This is a genomic window from Corynebacterium sp. HMSC074A09, assembly GCF_001811545.1.
Taxonomy (GTDB): domain Bacteria; phylum Actinomycetota; class Actinomycetes; order Mycobacteriales; family Mycobacteriaceae; genus Corynebacterium; species Corynebacterium hiratae.
Map to the genome: position 1 here is coordinate 1 of NZ_KV805103.1, position 13986 is coordinate 13986.

10 protein-coding genes are annotated in these 13986 nt (G+C 62.4%); 7 read left to right on the top strand and 3 right to left on the bottom strand.

What is annotated here, in order from left to right; genetic code table 11:
• Positions 1-171 precede the first annotated feature (171 nt).
• From HMPREF2807_RS01255 to HMPREF2807_RS01265, 3 genes are all read right to left on the bottom strand, one after another.
• Positions 172-1485 carry an AI-2E family transporter gene (locus HMPREF2807_RS01255; RefSeq protein WP_198531360.1) on the bottom strand — a complete coding sequence of 438 codons (1314 nt, stop codon included), beginning with the start codon at positions 1483-1485 and terminating at the stop codon, positions 172-174.
• A 34-nt stretch (positions 1486-1519) separates the two neighbouring features.
• Positions 1520-4966, bottom strand: coding sequence for a bifunctional proline dehydrogenase/L-glutamate gamma-semialdehyde dehydrogenase (locus tag HMPREF2807_RS01260; protein ID WP_070509797.1), 3447 nt, complete (start codon positions 4964-4966; stop codon positions 1520-1522).
• A 410-nt stretch (positions 4967-5376) separates the two neighbouring features.
• On the bottom strand, positions 5377-6486 hold the full coding sequence (locus HMPREF2807_RS01265) for an ABC transporter substrate-binding protein (protein ID WP_046647137.1): 1110 nt from the start codon (positions 6484-6486) through the stop codon (positions 5377-5379).
• 161 nt (positions 6487-6647) lie between these two features.
• Here HMPREF2807_RS01265 and HMPREF2807_RS01270 point away from each other — a divergent pair, with 161 nt between their 5' ends.
• The 7 genes from HMPREF2807_RS01270 (at position 6648) to HMPREF2807_RS01300 (ending at position 13952) form a co-directional block, all read left to right on the top strand.
• A complete protein-coding gene (locus tag HMPREF2807_RS01270) occupies positions 6648-7577 on the top strand; it encodes a FecCD family ABC transporter permease (RefSeq protein WP_232745446.1) in 930 nt (309 codons plus the stop codon).
• A complete protein-coding gene (locus tag HMPREF2807_RS01275; RefSeq protein WP_232745432.1) occupies positions 7574-8581 on the top strand; it encodes a FecCD family ABC transporter permease in 1008 nt (335 codons plus the stop codon). Before HMPREF2807_RS01270 ends, HMPREF2807_RS01275 begins: the two co-directional genes overlap by 4 nt.
• Position 8582: 1 nt before the next feature.
• Positions 8583-9380 (top strand): ABC transporter ATP-binding protein, encoded by a 798-nt coding sequence (locus tag HMPREF2807_RS01280; protein ID WP_046647139.1) that lies wholly within the window; start codon positions 8583-8585, stop codon positions 9378-9380.
• Between the two features lie 230 nt (positions 9381-9610).
• Positions 9611-11455 carry a molecular chaperone DnaK gene (gene dnaK, locus HMPREF2807_RS01285; protein ID WP_070509803.1) on the top strand — a complete coding sequence of 615 codons (1845 nt, stop codon included), beginning with the start codon at positions 9611-9613 and terminating at the stop codon, positions 11453-11455.
• A gap of 3 nt (positions 11456-11458) precedes the next feature.
• On the top strand, positions 11459-12175 hold the full coding sequence (grpE, locus tag HMPREF2807_RS01290) for a nucleotide exchange factor GrpE (protein WP_070509806.1): 717 nt from the start codon (positions 11459-11461) through the stop codon (positions 12173-12175).
• A 135-nt stretch (positions 12176-12310) separates the two neighbouring features.
• Entirely contained in the window at positions 12311-13516 is a 1206-nt protein-coding gene (gene dnaJ, locus HMPREF2807_RS01295; RefSeq protein ID WP_070509810.1) for a molecular chaperone DnaJ, read from the top strand.
• Positions 13517-13529: 13 nt separating this feature from the next.
• Positions 13530-13952, top strand: a complete 423-nt coding sequence (locus HMPREF2807_RS01300) for a heat shock protein transcriptional repressor HspR (protein WP_046647143.1) — start codon at positions 13530-13532, stop codon at positions 13950-13952.
• Positions 13953-13986: the final 34 nt, after the last annotated feature.

Genomic DNA, 13986 nt, shown 5'->3' on the forward strand with positions numbered 1-13986 from the left:
ACTCCGTGTCCAAAAAGTCCATGGACATAACAACCGCGGACTAGGCCCTCGACACGGAAACTGCCCTAGCTGACAGAGTTATGCCCCGCCATTGAAGCGGGAGCACTGGTTTTGGCAGATAGGGCAGTTATACGGCCAGGGAGAGCCATGAAAGCTGCGCTGCAGCTTTGGCTAGCGGGCGCTGCTGGCTTCCAGCTTCTCGTAGAGCTCCATGACGGTGTCGTGGCCCTCTGACGTAGAAATCTTGATGTTCTTGGCTTCGATTTCGCCGGCGCGCAGGCTGGCCATTTCCTGGTGGTAGCGGAAAACCACGGCAATGGTGGCCGCCACCGGGACGGCCAGGAAAGCGCCGATGATGCCCGCCAGGGCGGAACCCACGGTCACGGAGAGCAGCACCATTGCTGCGTGCAGTCCCATGGCCTTGGACTGCAGCATCGGCTGGAGCACGTTGCCCTCCACCTGCTGGACAATGATGATGAGGGCAAGTGCCAAGAGGGCCTTGGTGAGGCCATCTGAAACCAGCGCGATGATGACGGCCAAAGCACCCGCAGTGACCGCACCGATGACTGGGATGAAGCTGGCGAAGAAGGTCACCACGCCGATGACGAGAGCCAGCGGAACCTGGAGGACCCAGAGGCCGAGGCCGATGAGGAGGCCGTCGACAGCCGCGACGGCTGCTTGTGCCTGAATGAAGCCGGACAGCGTATTCCACACGCGAGTCAGCAGCTCAGTGGCGTGCCAGCCCGCGGAGTAGCCGGAGTAGGTGCGCAGCCACGGCAGGAACTTATCGCCGTCCTTGAGGATGAAGAAGGCGACGAAGAGCATGATGGCGAGCGCCATGGCGATGGAGCTGGCCATCGATACACCGGAAATCACCCCGGTGGCGATGTTGGAAGCTTGGCCCTTGAGGAAAGCCATGGCGTCATCCAACACTTCCTGGACCTTCGCTGCATCAATCTCAATGGGCAGGTCCTTGGCCATATCGACGAGCTTGTTCAAGCCGCCCTCAGCTTGGCTGACCAGGGACGCACCCTGAGAGGAGACCACTGGGGCCATTGCTGCGAACACGCCGCCGATGATGGCCAAAAAGCCCAGCAGCGTGGTGATGGCGGCCAGCGCGCGGGGGAACTTGTGCGCGCGCAACCAGTTGGTCACGGGGAAGAGCACCGTGCACACCAGGATGGCCAGGATGACCGGCAGCAGGCCTACCCAGATGAACTTCAGCAGGTAGCCGGCTAGGCCGACGCCCGCCACCACGATGATGAAGATCAAGCACACCTTGGCCAGGGAGATGGCGTCGCGCCCGAGGACGCGGGACTTGTCATCGGTCTTTGACACCGGGAGGGCGGCTTCTTCGCTGATGGGCTTCGCAGCAGCGGACTGTTCTGCGGCTTCAGAAGCCGCAGTGGACGCCGCCGCGTCAGAGGCCGTGGAGGGCTGGGGGTCGGTGCCCGGGCGGGCACCGTCACCATTGTTGTTTCTCATGCGCTCCATCTTCTCATATGAGCGCAGAAACGAGCTATGCGCGGATGCTGCTTACCTGGCGGATGATGCCAAAGCGGTGCATCGTCACCGAGACCGCCTGCTCGAGGAGGAAGGGCAGAAGCTCGCGGCGGCCATCGGCCAACACCGGCTGGTCCAAGACCACGGAGTTGGATTCCACCGCTGCCTCAAAGAGGCCCGGCTCCACGGAACCAACGACGCGCACGCGGCCCGACTCCAGGCGAGCGACCTCACGGGCGAAGGTTTCTGCTTCCACGGCGTCGACCTTAAAGCCCAGTCCACGCAGCTCCGCAGCCTTCTCCGGGGCGGCGCTGAAGCGCACCGGGGAGTCGGTGCGGGTGGCGGCGAGGGCGAGGCGGGAGACGTCGCGAAGCGCGGCGTCCGAGGCGATGCGCACCTGCAGCGGGGTCAGCACCGGGCGGTAGCGGAAGACGTTGGCCTCGCAGACCAGGCCGGAGCGGTCGTGCTTGCGGCCGAACTCCTGCTGCCAGGCCAGTTCGTCGAGCTCTGCTGCGCGCCACAGCCAGGCGGTGTCCTCCTCCGAGAGATCGAGGTCACCGAAGGCACGCAGCTGGGCCGCCACCGGCTGCGAGATATCCACGTCGAAGGGGCGCAGCGGGCCCTCGGACCAGGTGCCGAACTGCGCGACATAGTTCGGGCCGCCGGCCTTGGCACCCGGGCCCATGACGGATTGCTTCCAGCCGCCGAAGGACTGGCGTTGCACAATCGCGCCGGTAATACCGCGGTTGACGTAGGCGTTGCCCACCTCCACGCGCTCGAGCCAGTAATCGATCTCATCGTTATCCAGCGTGTGGATGCCGCCGGTGAGGCCGTAGCCGGTGGAGTTCTGCCACTCGATGGCCTCCTCCAGGGTCTCCGCGTGCATGATGCCAAGCACCGGGCCGAAGCACTCGTTGACGTGGAACCAGGAGCCGGGGCGCACGTTATCGCGAATACCCGGCGACCACAGGGTGCCTTCCTCGTTGAGCTTCTTCGGCTTCACCAGCCACTTTTCACCCGGCTCCAGCTGGGTCAGGCCGCGCAGCAGCTTCTCGCCCGGGGCTTCGGCCAGGCCGTTCATCGTCGTCGTGATGTCGTAGCCGGGGCCGGTGATGAGGGTCTCGACGGCGTCGACAAGCTGGGAGCGCAGGCGCTGCGACTCGCCGGCCGCGCCCACAAAGATAACCAGGGAGGACGCCGAGCACTTCTGGCCGGAGTGGCCGAAGGCGGAGAGGTACAGGTCCTGAATGGCCAGGTCCGGGTCCGCGGACGGGGTGATGATGAGCGCGTTCTTGCCGGAGGTCTCCGCCATGATGTTGAGCTCCGGCTTCCAGGAGCGGAAGAGCTTGCCGGTATCGGAAGCGCCTGTGAGGATGACGGCGTCGACGTCGCCGTGGGAGACCAGAGCGCGGCCGGCGTCGCCCTCGTCGGTGAAGACGAGCTGGACCAGATCCGGGTCGAGGCCCTGTGCCTCGAGGCCGGCGCGGAAGGCGTCCACGACAAGCTTCGCACAGTGCACGACCTGCGGCGCAGGCTTAATGATGACGGCGGAACCCGCAGCCAGGGCGGCCGCGATGCCGCCGGTGGGGATGGCCACCGGGAAGTTCCACGGCGGGGTCACCACGGTCACGCGGTAGGGCGTGAACTCGGCGGCGTAGTTCTCCAGCAGGCGCGCGGACTGCGCGTAGTAGGTGCAGAAGTCGATGGCCTCGGAGATTTCCGGGTCGGTCTGCGTGACAGTCTTATTGGCCTCGTAGGCGGCCACGGAGATGAACTCGCCGCGGCGGTTGGCCAGCACATCGGCCACGGCCTCGAGCGCGCGGGCGCGGTCCTCGGCAGGACGGGAGCCCCACTCGGCGCCGAGCTCGGCGGCGCGGGCCACGTGCTTGTCGACGACCCCCGTATCCGTCACCTCGTCCACCCCGTGCTCGCCCGGGTCGTTGGCCAGGGCCTTAAGCGCCCACTCGCGGTTAGCCTCCAGGGCTGGGTCGGTGTCCGGCTCGTTGGCGAAGCGCCCGGTGCGCGGTGCCTGGCGGCCGGCTGCCTGCTCGGCCTCCTCCAGGCGGTTTTGGGTGCGGCGCGGGCCGGCGAAGGTATCCCAGCGCTGCGCGACGGCCTCGCGGAAGACCTCCTCCTGGTCCTTCAGCGCCTGCTCCTCCGGTGCGAAGAGGGCGTAGAGGAAGTTCTGCGGAGCGGAGTTCTCCTCCAAGCGGCGCACCAGGTAGGAGACCGCGACGTCGAAGTCCTCCATGTGAACCACTGGGGTGTAGAGGATCTGGCGGCCCTCGAAGGCCTCGCGGACCGCGGTCTGCTGGGCCGGGGACATGCCTTGGAGCATCTCGGAATCCATCATGCGCATCACGCCGCGCTTGGTGCCCAGCTTGTAGGCAAACGCCGCGGTGTAGAGGTTGTGGGTGGCCACGCCGATGCGCACGCAGTCGGCGAACTCGGGGCGCAGAATGTAGTCGAGCAGGCGGTAGTAGTTGGCATCCACCTCATCCTTGGTGGAGTACGGCGCGGAGGGCCAGCCGTGGATTTCTCCCTGGACGTGCTCCATGGAGAGGTTCGCGCCCTTGACGATGCGAATCTTGATGCGGGAGCCGCCCTCGGCCACGCGCTGCTTGGCGAATTCGGCCAGGTGCACCAAGGCGTCGAAGGTATCCGGCAGGTAGGCCTGCAGGACGATGCCTGCCTCGAGGTTGATGAACTCCGGTTCGCTGAGCAGCTCGGTAAACAGGCGCACCGTGAGGTGGAGGTCGTGGTACTCCTCCATGTCCAGGTTGATGAAGACCTTGTCGGGGCGGCGCGCGGCGGCCTCGTACAGCGGGCGCAGGCGCTCCTTGAGGCGGACCAAGGAACCCTCGATATCCCAGGGGTTGAGCTGGGCCACCATGGAGGAAGCCTTGACGGACACGTAGGTCACGCGCGGGTTCTTGATGAGCTTGAGGGTGCGCTCAGCGCGGGAGCGCGCTTCCGCATCACCCAGCACGGCCTCGCCGAGGAGGTTGAGGTTGAGTTGCTCGCCGGACTCGGCGGCCTTGTCCAGGGTCTTGTTCAGGGCATCGCTCTCAGCGTCGAGGACCAGGTGGCCGACCATCTGGCGCATGCGCATGCGGGCCAGCGGCATGACCAGGTTGGGCAGGATCGGGCCGAAGAAGCCACCCAGGCCCACCAGCGATCCGTTGATGAGGCCGAGGAAGGAAGCATCGTAGGTGGTGGTGACGGACTTCAGTGCGTGGGCGGCTACCTTGTCATCTTCGGGGCGCATGACGCGGTCGACGAAGTCCATGGTGAAGGCCACTCCGTCCGGGTTGCGCAATAAGTCAGCGAGCTGTTCTGTGGCCGGATCCTGTTCGTCGGCAGTGGAGGCGAGCCAGGAGTGGGCTTGGGCCGCGGCGGCGTCGATCAGCGCGGCGTCGATGTCGGTGGATTCGGGCACGGGGGTATGAGCATCGTTAGTCATGGATTACAACCTTTATGGGTCTCAAGGCACACTGGTACAGCCTTATGGAATGCGGAAAGAACACAAACTATCGAGTCCAGCAGTTGCTCAAGCTCTGTGCGGCGCTGATTAGCCTGTCCAGTTTGTGTGATAAGAGGGCTTACTTAACGTTGGCGTGCACAACTGGAGGCCGGTCGGAAGAACGACGCTGTCTAATGAAGTAAGCATTCATATGTGACCACCCTTCTTGCGTGGGGAAACGGCCAAGCGGTGGCTTGGCCGGGCCAGCGAAAAATAGGCGCCTTTAACATGGTCCGCCACACAGTGGGTGCAGACATGTAACCCATCTCGCTTATATGAAAGCTAGCCCCTTATGTTGGGGTGAGTCAATCCCACAGGTGTTGTTTTGAGGGGAGGTTGCTACCCCCGTGTTAGTGACTGAGATACTCCGTGAGATCTGTCGCGATCTTCTGTGCGCCCATTGGACCTAGGCCGAGTGCCCACGTATCGTCGCTGACCTCGATAGCATGGCCGTCTTTAACCGCTGGAAGCTGCTGGAACGCCGCAGTGGAAATGGCGGTGTCTTGGCCGGTGGCGGAGGGATCTCCGTAGCTGCAGTAGAAGATGTAGTCGGCGTCCGCTTGGTCAATGTTCTCCGGTGAGATTTCTGCAGCGAGCTCTTCGATGTCCTGGTTGGCGGGGCGGGCGAGGCCGGCGTCATCAAGCACCGTTCCAATGAGTGAAAGGCGCCCGTAGAGGCGTACTTTGCCCGGCATGAAGCGCAGAATGGTGACGGTGGTGTCTTCGCTAGCTGGCCCGTCCTTAATGACCTTCTTTACTTCTTCGATCTTCTTGTCGTAGTCGGCCATGACTTGTTCGGTGCGCTCTTCCTCGCCGAGGGCTTCACCGATCAGGTGGAAGTTTTCTTTCCAAGTGTACCCAGGGCGAATCGAGAAAACGGTAGGCGCGATGGAGCTGAATTGGTCATAATACTTATCCATGCGCAGCTGCGAGCCGATGATGAGGTCCGGTTGTAGTGAGGCGATCTTTTCCATATTGACTTCGTTGATCGTGCCTACCGTTTCGATGTCACTTGCTTTGTCGGCCATGTAATCGGGGACGGGGTTCTGACCCTTAGACGTGGTCATGCCGACTGGCTTCATGCCAAGGGCAAGGACGGAGTCGAGCTCGCCGCTTTCGAGAACGACTACTCGTTGAGGCTTCTCTTTGAGCTCGGTCGTACCACGGGCATGTGTGACGGTGCGGGGGAACTGGCCGGGAGCTGCATCGCTGCCAAAGGATTGGGTCTTCTCTCTGGCTCCAGCAAAGCCCTCGCCACCAGTTGCCACGGAGTCATTTCCTGCGGCGGAGTTGGATTTTCCTGTTTCCTTCTCTGCTGGAGAGGATGAGCTGGACCCGCCGGTGTTTGAATCGGCGTTTTCGAGGCTGGCGCAACCGGTGAGAGCTAGCGCTGCGGTAAGGCCAACAGCGGTAAGGCGGAGGAGTGGGATGTGAGACGCGATTTTCTTTCGAGTAGTCATAAAAGGTAGCCTAACCTAAATTAGGTCAAGCTAAGGAAACGTGAGCGTATGAAGGTGTTTGGGTGGTGTTGGTGATTGAGCAGGGGGTGCACACCGGAAAGGGAAATACTCGGCGTCTTGGTCGGGTAGTAGTTGCTGGCCTTGCCATTCTCTGTATCGGCGTGGGGCTGTCGCTGGCGTTGGGGGCGCGCAGCATTCCTTTCAGTGACGTGTTGGCCGCCCTTCGAGGTCAGCCTGGTATAGCTTCCTCGATCGTGTGGGAGAGGCGGCTTCCCCGTACTCTCGTGGCCGTTTGTGCGGGCTGTGCTTTGGCTCTCGCTGGTGCAGTTCTGCAGATTATGACGCGCAACCCTTTGGCAGATACCGGAGTTTTCGGGATTAACGTAGGCGCCAGCTTGGCCGCGGCCATTGCTCTGGGCTGGTGGGGGTGGCAATCACCTTTTGCTTTTTCGCTCGCAGCCATCATCGGTGCGGCAGTGACCATGCTGCTGGTCACCGCGGTAGGGCGTGGCAGAGCTGGCGATGTTGATCCGCTGAGACTGATTCTTGCAGGTGTAGCCATCGGGGCGGTATGTGAAGGGCTTTCCTCCGCTCTCATCCTGGTAGATCCGCACTCTTTTGCACGTATCCGCGCGTGGGTGACGGGCTCTGTTGACGTGGCCTCGTGGACACCGGTGGCGATTACAGCCGGCGGGTTAGCAGTTGGTGTGGTGCTGCTGATTGCCTTTGCGCGCCATTTGCCGCCCCTTGCTCTGGGGGATGACGTTGCGGCGGGTCTCGGTATCAACCTCAAACTGACTCGTTTGGGACTTGTCGCGGCGGTAACAGTGTTGGCTGCTACCGCTACCGCAGCGGCGGGGGTGATTGTATTTGTCGGATTAGTCATCCCGCATGTTGTCAGGCTGTGCGGGATATATGAAGAACGGGCACAGCTTGTCGCCGCTGCCGTGGTGGGGCCTTTGTTTTTGTTGGGAGCCGATATTGTGGGGCGCTACCTCACTGCTGCTGAGTTGCCGGCTGGCGTCACGGTGTCGCTCATTGGTGCCCCAGTATTGATTGCGCTGTCCCATCGCGCTGGAAGGAGGCTGTGATTGTGAGCGTGAGAAGTGTTTTGTCCTTTACGGGCATTGTGATCGTCGCGCTGGCTATTGCTGCCTATTCGCTCTTCTCGCCTGGTGCCGGGCAAGAAAGCGCAGCGTTGTGGTCCGTGGCTACGAATCCCAATAGCACTGACTTTGCGGCCACCGTCGTGTGGCAATGGCGTGCTCCGCGGGTGGTTGCTGCGATTGTCGTAGGAATGTGTTTGGGCATAGCGGGCGCCATCTTTCAGATCCTTACTCACAATCCTCTGGGGTCGCCCGACATCATCGGGTTTAATACCGGTGCCTATACCGGTGTCATCGCGGTTTCCTTGGCGGGCTTTAGCTCCGCGTTCAACATTGCGCTAGGCGCATTGGTGGGTGGGGCTCTCACTGCGTTACTCATCATGGGGCTTTCATTTGCAGGAAGGCTTACGGGAGCAAGACTGATTGTGGTGGGGATTGGAGTGACGTTCTTTCTTTCAGCAATAAACAAGTGGTTGATTCTTAGCGGTGAGTTGGAGCAATCCTTAGGCGCGGCGACTTGGGCTGCTGGAACATTGAATGCTGTGTCCTGGGCACGAGTTATTCCATTGGGGGTGCTGGGAGGCGCGGCGTGCGTCGCTGGGTTGCTGCTGCGTGGCTGGTGCGACGCGCTTGCCCTGGGGGATAGCGCGGCGAGTGCGTTGGGGTTGAACGTGAGTCGTGCACGTGTGGTGATGGTTCTGGTTGGCACAGTTCTTGTCGCTGTATCGACGGCGATAGCGGGTCCAATCTCATTTATCGCCCTCGCGGCCCCGCATATGGCTCGGTTGCTCTCGCGTCCAGACAGGACACCGGTGTTGCTCTCTGGAGTCCTCGGTGCTCTTTTCTTGCTCGCTGCCGACTTAGCAGGGCAGCGACTGTTTTTCCCAATTACTCTGCCTGCCGGTCTTATTACGGTGTGCGCCGGTGGCATCTATCTGGCGGGTCTGCTGCTGTGGCAATCCCGAGCTGCCGGAATGAAAGGTCAGTAAAGTGAACCAGCAAAAAGTATGTGACGGTGCGCCGAGCGTGCGGGCTGAGGGGGTGAGCATGTCCTACGGGAGGACTGCCCCGCTAATTCTCGACTCGGTGGATGTGTCTTTTCCGGCCGGGAAATTCACTGCCATTATCGGTCCCAATGGTTGTGGAAAATCCACTTTGGTCAAGGTGTTGGCGCGGTTGGAAACACCGAACGCGGGCGCGGTGCGCATTGGCGAACAAGATGCAGCCGCATTCTCTCGGCGAAGCTACGCTCGGCGCGTCGCCGTGATGTCGCAGCAATCCATAGCTCCCGAAGGGATCAATGTCAGGGAACTGGTCGCGCGCGGGCGCTTCGCCCACCAAGGATTTATGGGGTGGAGGAGTCAGGAGGACGAGCGTGCTGTTAGTCGCGCGCTAGCAAAGGTAGGCCTTGAAGAACTGGAGACGGCCGAGGTAGCGGCGTTGTCTGGTGGTCAGCGTCAGCGTGCTTGGCTGGCTATGGCCCTCGCCCAGGAAACGCCTGTGCTCTTCTTGGATGAGCCAACGAGCGCTCTTGACATCGGATACCAGCATTCCTTCATGCGGCTGATGCGACAGCTGGCAGGAAACAAAACCCTCATTGCGGTCATTCATGACTTGGCGCATGTATTGCGCTATGCGGATCGCGTCGTGGCGATGAAAGATGGAAAGGTGTGGGACGCGGGCGTGCCGCGCGACGTCATTACCCCTGCCCTTATTGAGGAACTCTATGGGCTGACAGTCCGCGTTGTAGATGTGGACGGTGAGCCAGCAATCGTCCCTGTGGGGTGAGTTTCCGCCAAACCGGTTTTGTTTTCCCAGCGTGTGGGCGGTAATTAAAAAAGTTGAGTGGATCGGGAACAACTTTGGGTTTGCCCGCGTTGTGTAGGTTGAGTGACCGGCGCTCAGGTTTGGATGACAATGGGTGCCGCTTCTGTTAGAGTTCAACCCTGAACGCGGCGGAAGTTGAGTCGCGCACTATCAACTTAAGAACAAACCCCAACAAGCAAGGAGAAAAGATTATGGGACGCGCAGTAGGAATTGACCTCGGCACCACCAACTCGGTCGTATCCGTTCTGGAAGGTGGCGAGGCCACCGTTATCGCTAACTCGGAGGGTTCCCGCACCACCCCGTCCGTCGTGGCTTTCGCTAAGAACGGCGAAATCCTCGTCGGCCAGTCCGCTAAGAACCAGGCGGTCACCAACGTTGACCGCACCATCCGCTCCGTCAAGCGCCACATCGGCACCGACTGGACCATCGACATTGATGACAAGAAGTACACCCCGCAGGAGATTTCGGCCCGCACGCTGATGAAGCTGAAGCGCGACGCCGAGGCTTACCTGGGTGAGGACGTTACCGACGCCGTTATTACCGTCCCTGCTTACTTCGAGGACTCCCAGCGCCAGGCCACCAAGGAGGCCGGTCAGATTGCAGGCCTCAACGTCCTGCGCATCGTTAACGAGCCGACCGCCGCTGCACTGGCCTACGGCCTGGAGAAGGGCGAGCAGGAGCAGACCATCCTGGTCTTCGACCTGGGTGGCGGTACCTTCGACGTCTCCCTGCTGGAGATCGGCGACGGCGTGGTTGAGGTTATGGCTACCGCTGGTGACAACCAGCTCGGTGGTGACGACTGGGATCAGCGCATCGTCGACTGGCTCGTTGATAAGTTCAAGGCCTCCCAGGGCGTTGACCTGACCAAGGATAAGCGCGCCGTCCAGCGCCTGCGTGAGGCAGCTGAGAAGGCCAAGATTGAGCTGTCCTCCTCCCAGTCCGCCAACATCAACCTGCCGTACATCACGGTGGACGCGGAGAAGAACCCGCTCTTCCTGGATGAGACCCTGTCCCGCACCGAGTTCCAGAAGATCACCCAGGGCCTGCTGGACCGCACCAAGGAGCCGTTCAACCAGGTCATCAAGGACGCTGGCCTGTCCCTCTCCCAGGTTGACCACGTGGTTCTCGTCGGTGGCTCCACCCGTATGCCGGCTGTGTCCGACCTGGTCAAGGAAATGACCGGCAAGGACCCGAACAAGGGCGTGAACCCGGACGAGGTCGTGGCAGTCGGCGCTGCGCTGCAGGCAGGTGTGCTGCGCGGTGAGGTCAAGGACGTGCTGCTTCTCGACGTCACCCCGCTCTCCCTCGGCATCGAGACCAAGGGTGGCGTGATGACCAAGCTCATCGAGCGCAATACCACCATCCCGACCAAGAAGTCCGAGACCTTCACCACGGCTGATGACAACCAGCCTTCCGTGCAGATTCAGGTCTACCAGGGCGAGCGTGAGATGGCTTCCGCCAACAAGCTGCTCGGCTCCTTCGAGCTCGGCGGCATCGCCCCGGCACCGCGCGGTGTCCCGCAGATTGAGGTCACCTTCGACATCGACGCCAACGGCATCGTCTCCGTTTCCGCTAAGGACAAGGCCACCGGCAAGGAGAACACCATCAAGATTCAGGATGGTTCCGGCCTCTCCCAGGAGGAGATCGACCGCATGGTCAAGGACGCCGAGGCACACGCCGAGGAGGACAAGAAGCGCCGCGAGGAGCAGGAGACCCGCAACCAGGCGGAATCCACCTCCTACCAGACCCGCAAGTTCATGGATGAGAACTCCGACAAGCTGCCGGAGGACCTCAAGACCCGCGTGACCGAGGCTGCCGACGCCGTCGACGAGGCCCTCAAGGGTGATGACATTGAGGCGATTAAGTCGGCCGTCGAGAAGCTCGGCACCGAGTCCCAGGAGCTGGGCAAGGCTCTGTACGAGGCGCAGGCTGCTGAGGCAGGCGCCGAGGGTGCCGCTGCTGGCGAGACCGCTGGTGACCCGAACGTCGTCGACGCCGAGGTTGTCGACGAGGACGACGAGAACAAGGAGAAGTAAACCATGACCTCCCCTCAGGACCCGGGCAACCCGGCCAATACCGACCCTGAGGCAACCTCCGCTGAGGCTGCGGAGGCTGCCGCCGCCGAGGCTGCTTCTGCCGACGGCGTCGTGGATGACGCCACGACGAACACTGCTGAGGCACAGGCCGACGCCGCCACCGCGGGCACCGCTGAGGCAGAGGCCGCGGTAGAGGATGCCGCCCGCGACATCACCGATGAGGCGGCCGCCGGTGAGGACACCAGCGCTGAGAACTCCCTGGAGGCTCAGCTGGCTGAGCGCACCGAGGATCTGCAGCGCCTCAACGCGGAGTACACCAACTACCGCCGCCGCACAGAGCGTGACCGGCAGGCCGTGATCGAGACTTCTAAGGCTAAGGTCCTGGCAGACTTCCTGCCTATCCTTGATGACCTGGAGCTCGCACGCCAGCACGGTGACCTCAACGAGGGCCCGCTCAAGGCCATCGCGGACAAGCTCACGGGCGTGCTGACCAGCAACCAGCTGACCTCGTTCGGTGCCGAGGGCGATGCCTTCGACCCCGAGGTGCACGAGGCGGTTCAGGACCTGTCCACCGGTGACGAGCAGGTCATCGGCACGGTTCTGCGCCGTGGCTACACGGTGGGTGAGCGCGTCGTGCGCACCGCCATGGTGATTATCGCCGACCCCGCCGAGTCAGCCGATGCCGCTGACAGTCCGGATACCCCGGATAACGCAGAATAGGCATCCTAGGTGGCGTCAGGGTTTGAGTATTCCTTGGCGCCACTGTTCTTTTCACTACTTAGTTAGCATTTTTACTTAGCAAAAAATCTTTAAACCCAACCGATTAACGATTCTCCTGAAAGGAGGAGATGCCCAGTGAACGCTAAGCCAGAATGGGCAGACAAGGATTATTACGCGGATCTGGGGGTCTCCTCATCCGCTACCGCCGAAGAGATTAAGCACGCTTACCGCAAGCTGGCCCGCCAGAACCACCCCGACGCCAACCCGGATAACCCCGCGGCGGCGGAGAAATTCAAGCAGGTGGCTGAGGCCTATGATGTGCTGTCTGATAAAGCTACCCGCAAGGAGTATGACCAGTTCAAGGCCATGATGCGCGGCGGTGGCTTTGGGCGGAGAGGAGGCGCCGGGTTTCCCGGCGGGTTTCGATCCACGCACATGGGTGGACCGGGTGCGCAAGACTTCGACCTCTCGGACATCTTCGGAGGATCCGCTCGAGGAGCGTCTCAAGGCGGCGGTCTGGGGGATATCTTCGGTGGCGTTTTCAACCGCGGCGGTGGTGCTGGCCACACAGCTCGGCCGTCGCGGGGGGCCGACGTCGAAACGCACATAACCCTCGACTTCCGCGAGGCGGCCAAGGGGACCACCATCCCGCTGCAGTTGAGCGGCGAAGCCCCTTGTACCACGTGCCACGGTTCCGGCTCGAAGACCGGCAAGCTGTCGACGTGCTCGACGTGTGATGGCACCGGGTTCACCTCGGAACAGCGCGGCTCCTTCGGTTTCTCGGCGCCGTGCACCGACTGTGGGGGCACCGGCCAGCGCGCGGAGGATCCATGCGCGGATTGCTCTGGCACCGGAACGGTACACCGCACCCGCTCGATTACGGTACGTATCCCCGCCGGGGTCATCGATGGGCAAAAGGTGCGCCTGGCTGGCCAGGGCGAAGCGGGGCCGAACGGCACCCCGTCCGGCGATCTCTTCGTAGCGGTCACGGTGAAGCCCGACAAGGTCTTCACTCGGGAAGGCGATGACCTACACGTCACCGTCCCCGTCTCCTTTGCGGAGCTGGCCTTGGGTGACACCATTACGGTGCCGACCCTCGATTCGCCCGTGCGCGTCAAGGTACCGGCGGGAACGCCCGACGGGCGCACGCTGCGCGTCAAGGGCCGCGGCGTAGCCAAGCGTGGCGGCAAGGCCGGCGACCTCATGGTGACCGTGCAGGTCACCGTGCCCTCCACGCTGGATGCCGCGGCCTCCTCGGCGCTGCGCAGCTACGCACAGGCGGAGAAGGACTCCGGCTTCGATCCGCGTGCTGGCTGGGCCGGCAACACGGTGACGCGCTAGTAGGAGGTGTGAGATGAGCAAGGACGACACAAATCGAACCGATGCGGCCCAGCCCAAGGCGATGTACGTCATCTCTGTAGCCGCGGAACTATCCGGCATGCACGCTCAAACCCTGCGCACGTATGACCGGATGGGGCTGGTCTCCCCAGCCCGCACCTCTGGGGGTGGGCGCCGCTATTCCGAGAGCGATATTGAGCTCTTGCGCAAGATTCAGGCACTCTCGCAAGATGATGGTGTGAACCTAGCCGGCATCAAATCCATCATCGAGCTGACCGCGGAGCGGGACCGCCTCGCGGCCGAGCGCGATGAGCTGCAGGCGGAGGTCGACCGCCTGCGCAGCCAGGCGCGACCATCGCGCGGCGAGCTGGTCCACGTTCCTCGTTCTACCTCCGTGGTGATGTGGACGCCGCGGCGCAACCGCCGCCGCGACAGCTAGGCACGTCCCCCTCCTTCGCGGAGGGGGTTCTTTT

Excerpts from the sequence above, each read along its gene's own strand:
- HMPREF2807_RS01260 (WP_070509797.1), bottom strand. The coding sequence starts at position 4,966 with ATGACTAACGATGCTCATACCCCCGTGCCCGAATCCACCGACATCGAC.
- HMPREF2807_RS01255 (WP_198531360.1), bottom strand. The coding sequence starts at position 1,485 with ATGAGAAACAACAATGGTGACGGTGCCCGCCCGGGCACCGACCCCCAG.
- dnaK (WP_070509803.1), top strand. The coding sequence starts at position 9,611 with ATGGGACGCGCAGTAGGAATTGACCTCGGCACCACCAACTCGGTCGTA.
- HMPREF2807_RS01265 (WP_046647137.1), bottom strand. The coding sequence starts at position 6,486 with ATGACTACTCGAAAGAAAATCGCGTCTCACATCCCACTCCTCCGCCTT.
- HMPREF2807_RS01300 (WP_046647143.1), top strand. The coding sequence starts at position 13,530 with ATGAGCAAGGACGACACAAATCGAACCGATGCGGCCCAGCCCAAGGCG.
- grpE (WP_070509806.1), top strand. The coding sequence starts at position 11,459 with ATGACCTCCCCTCAGGACCCGGGCAACCCGGCCAATACCGACCCTGAG.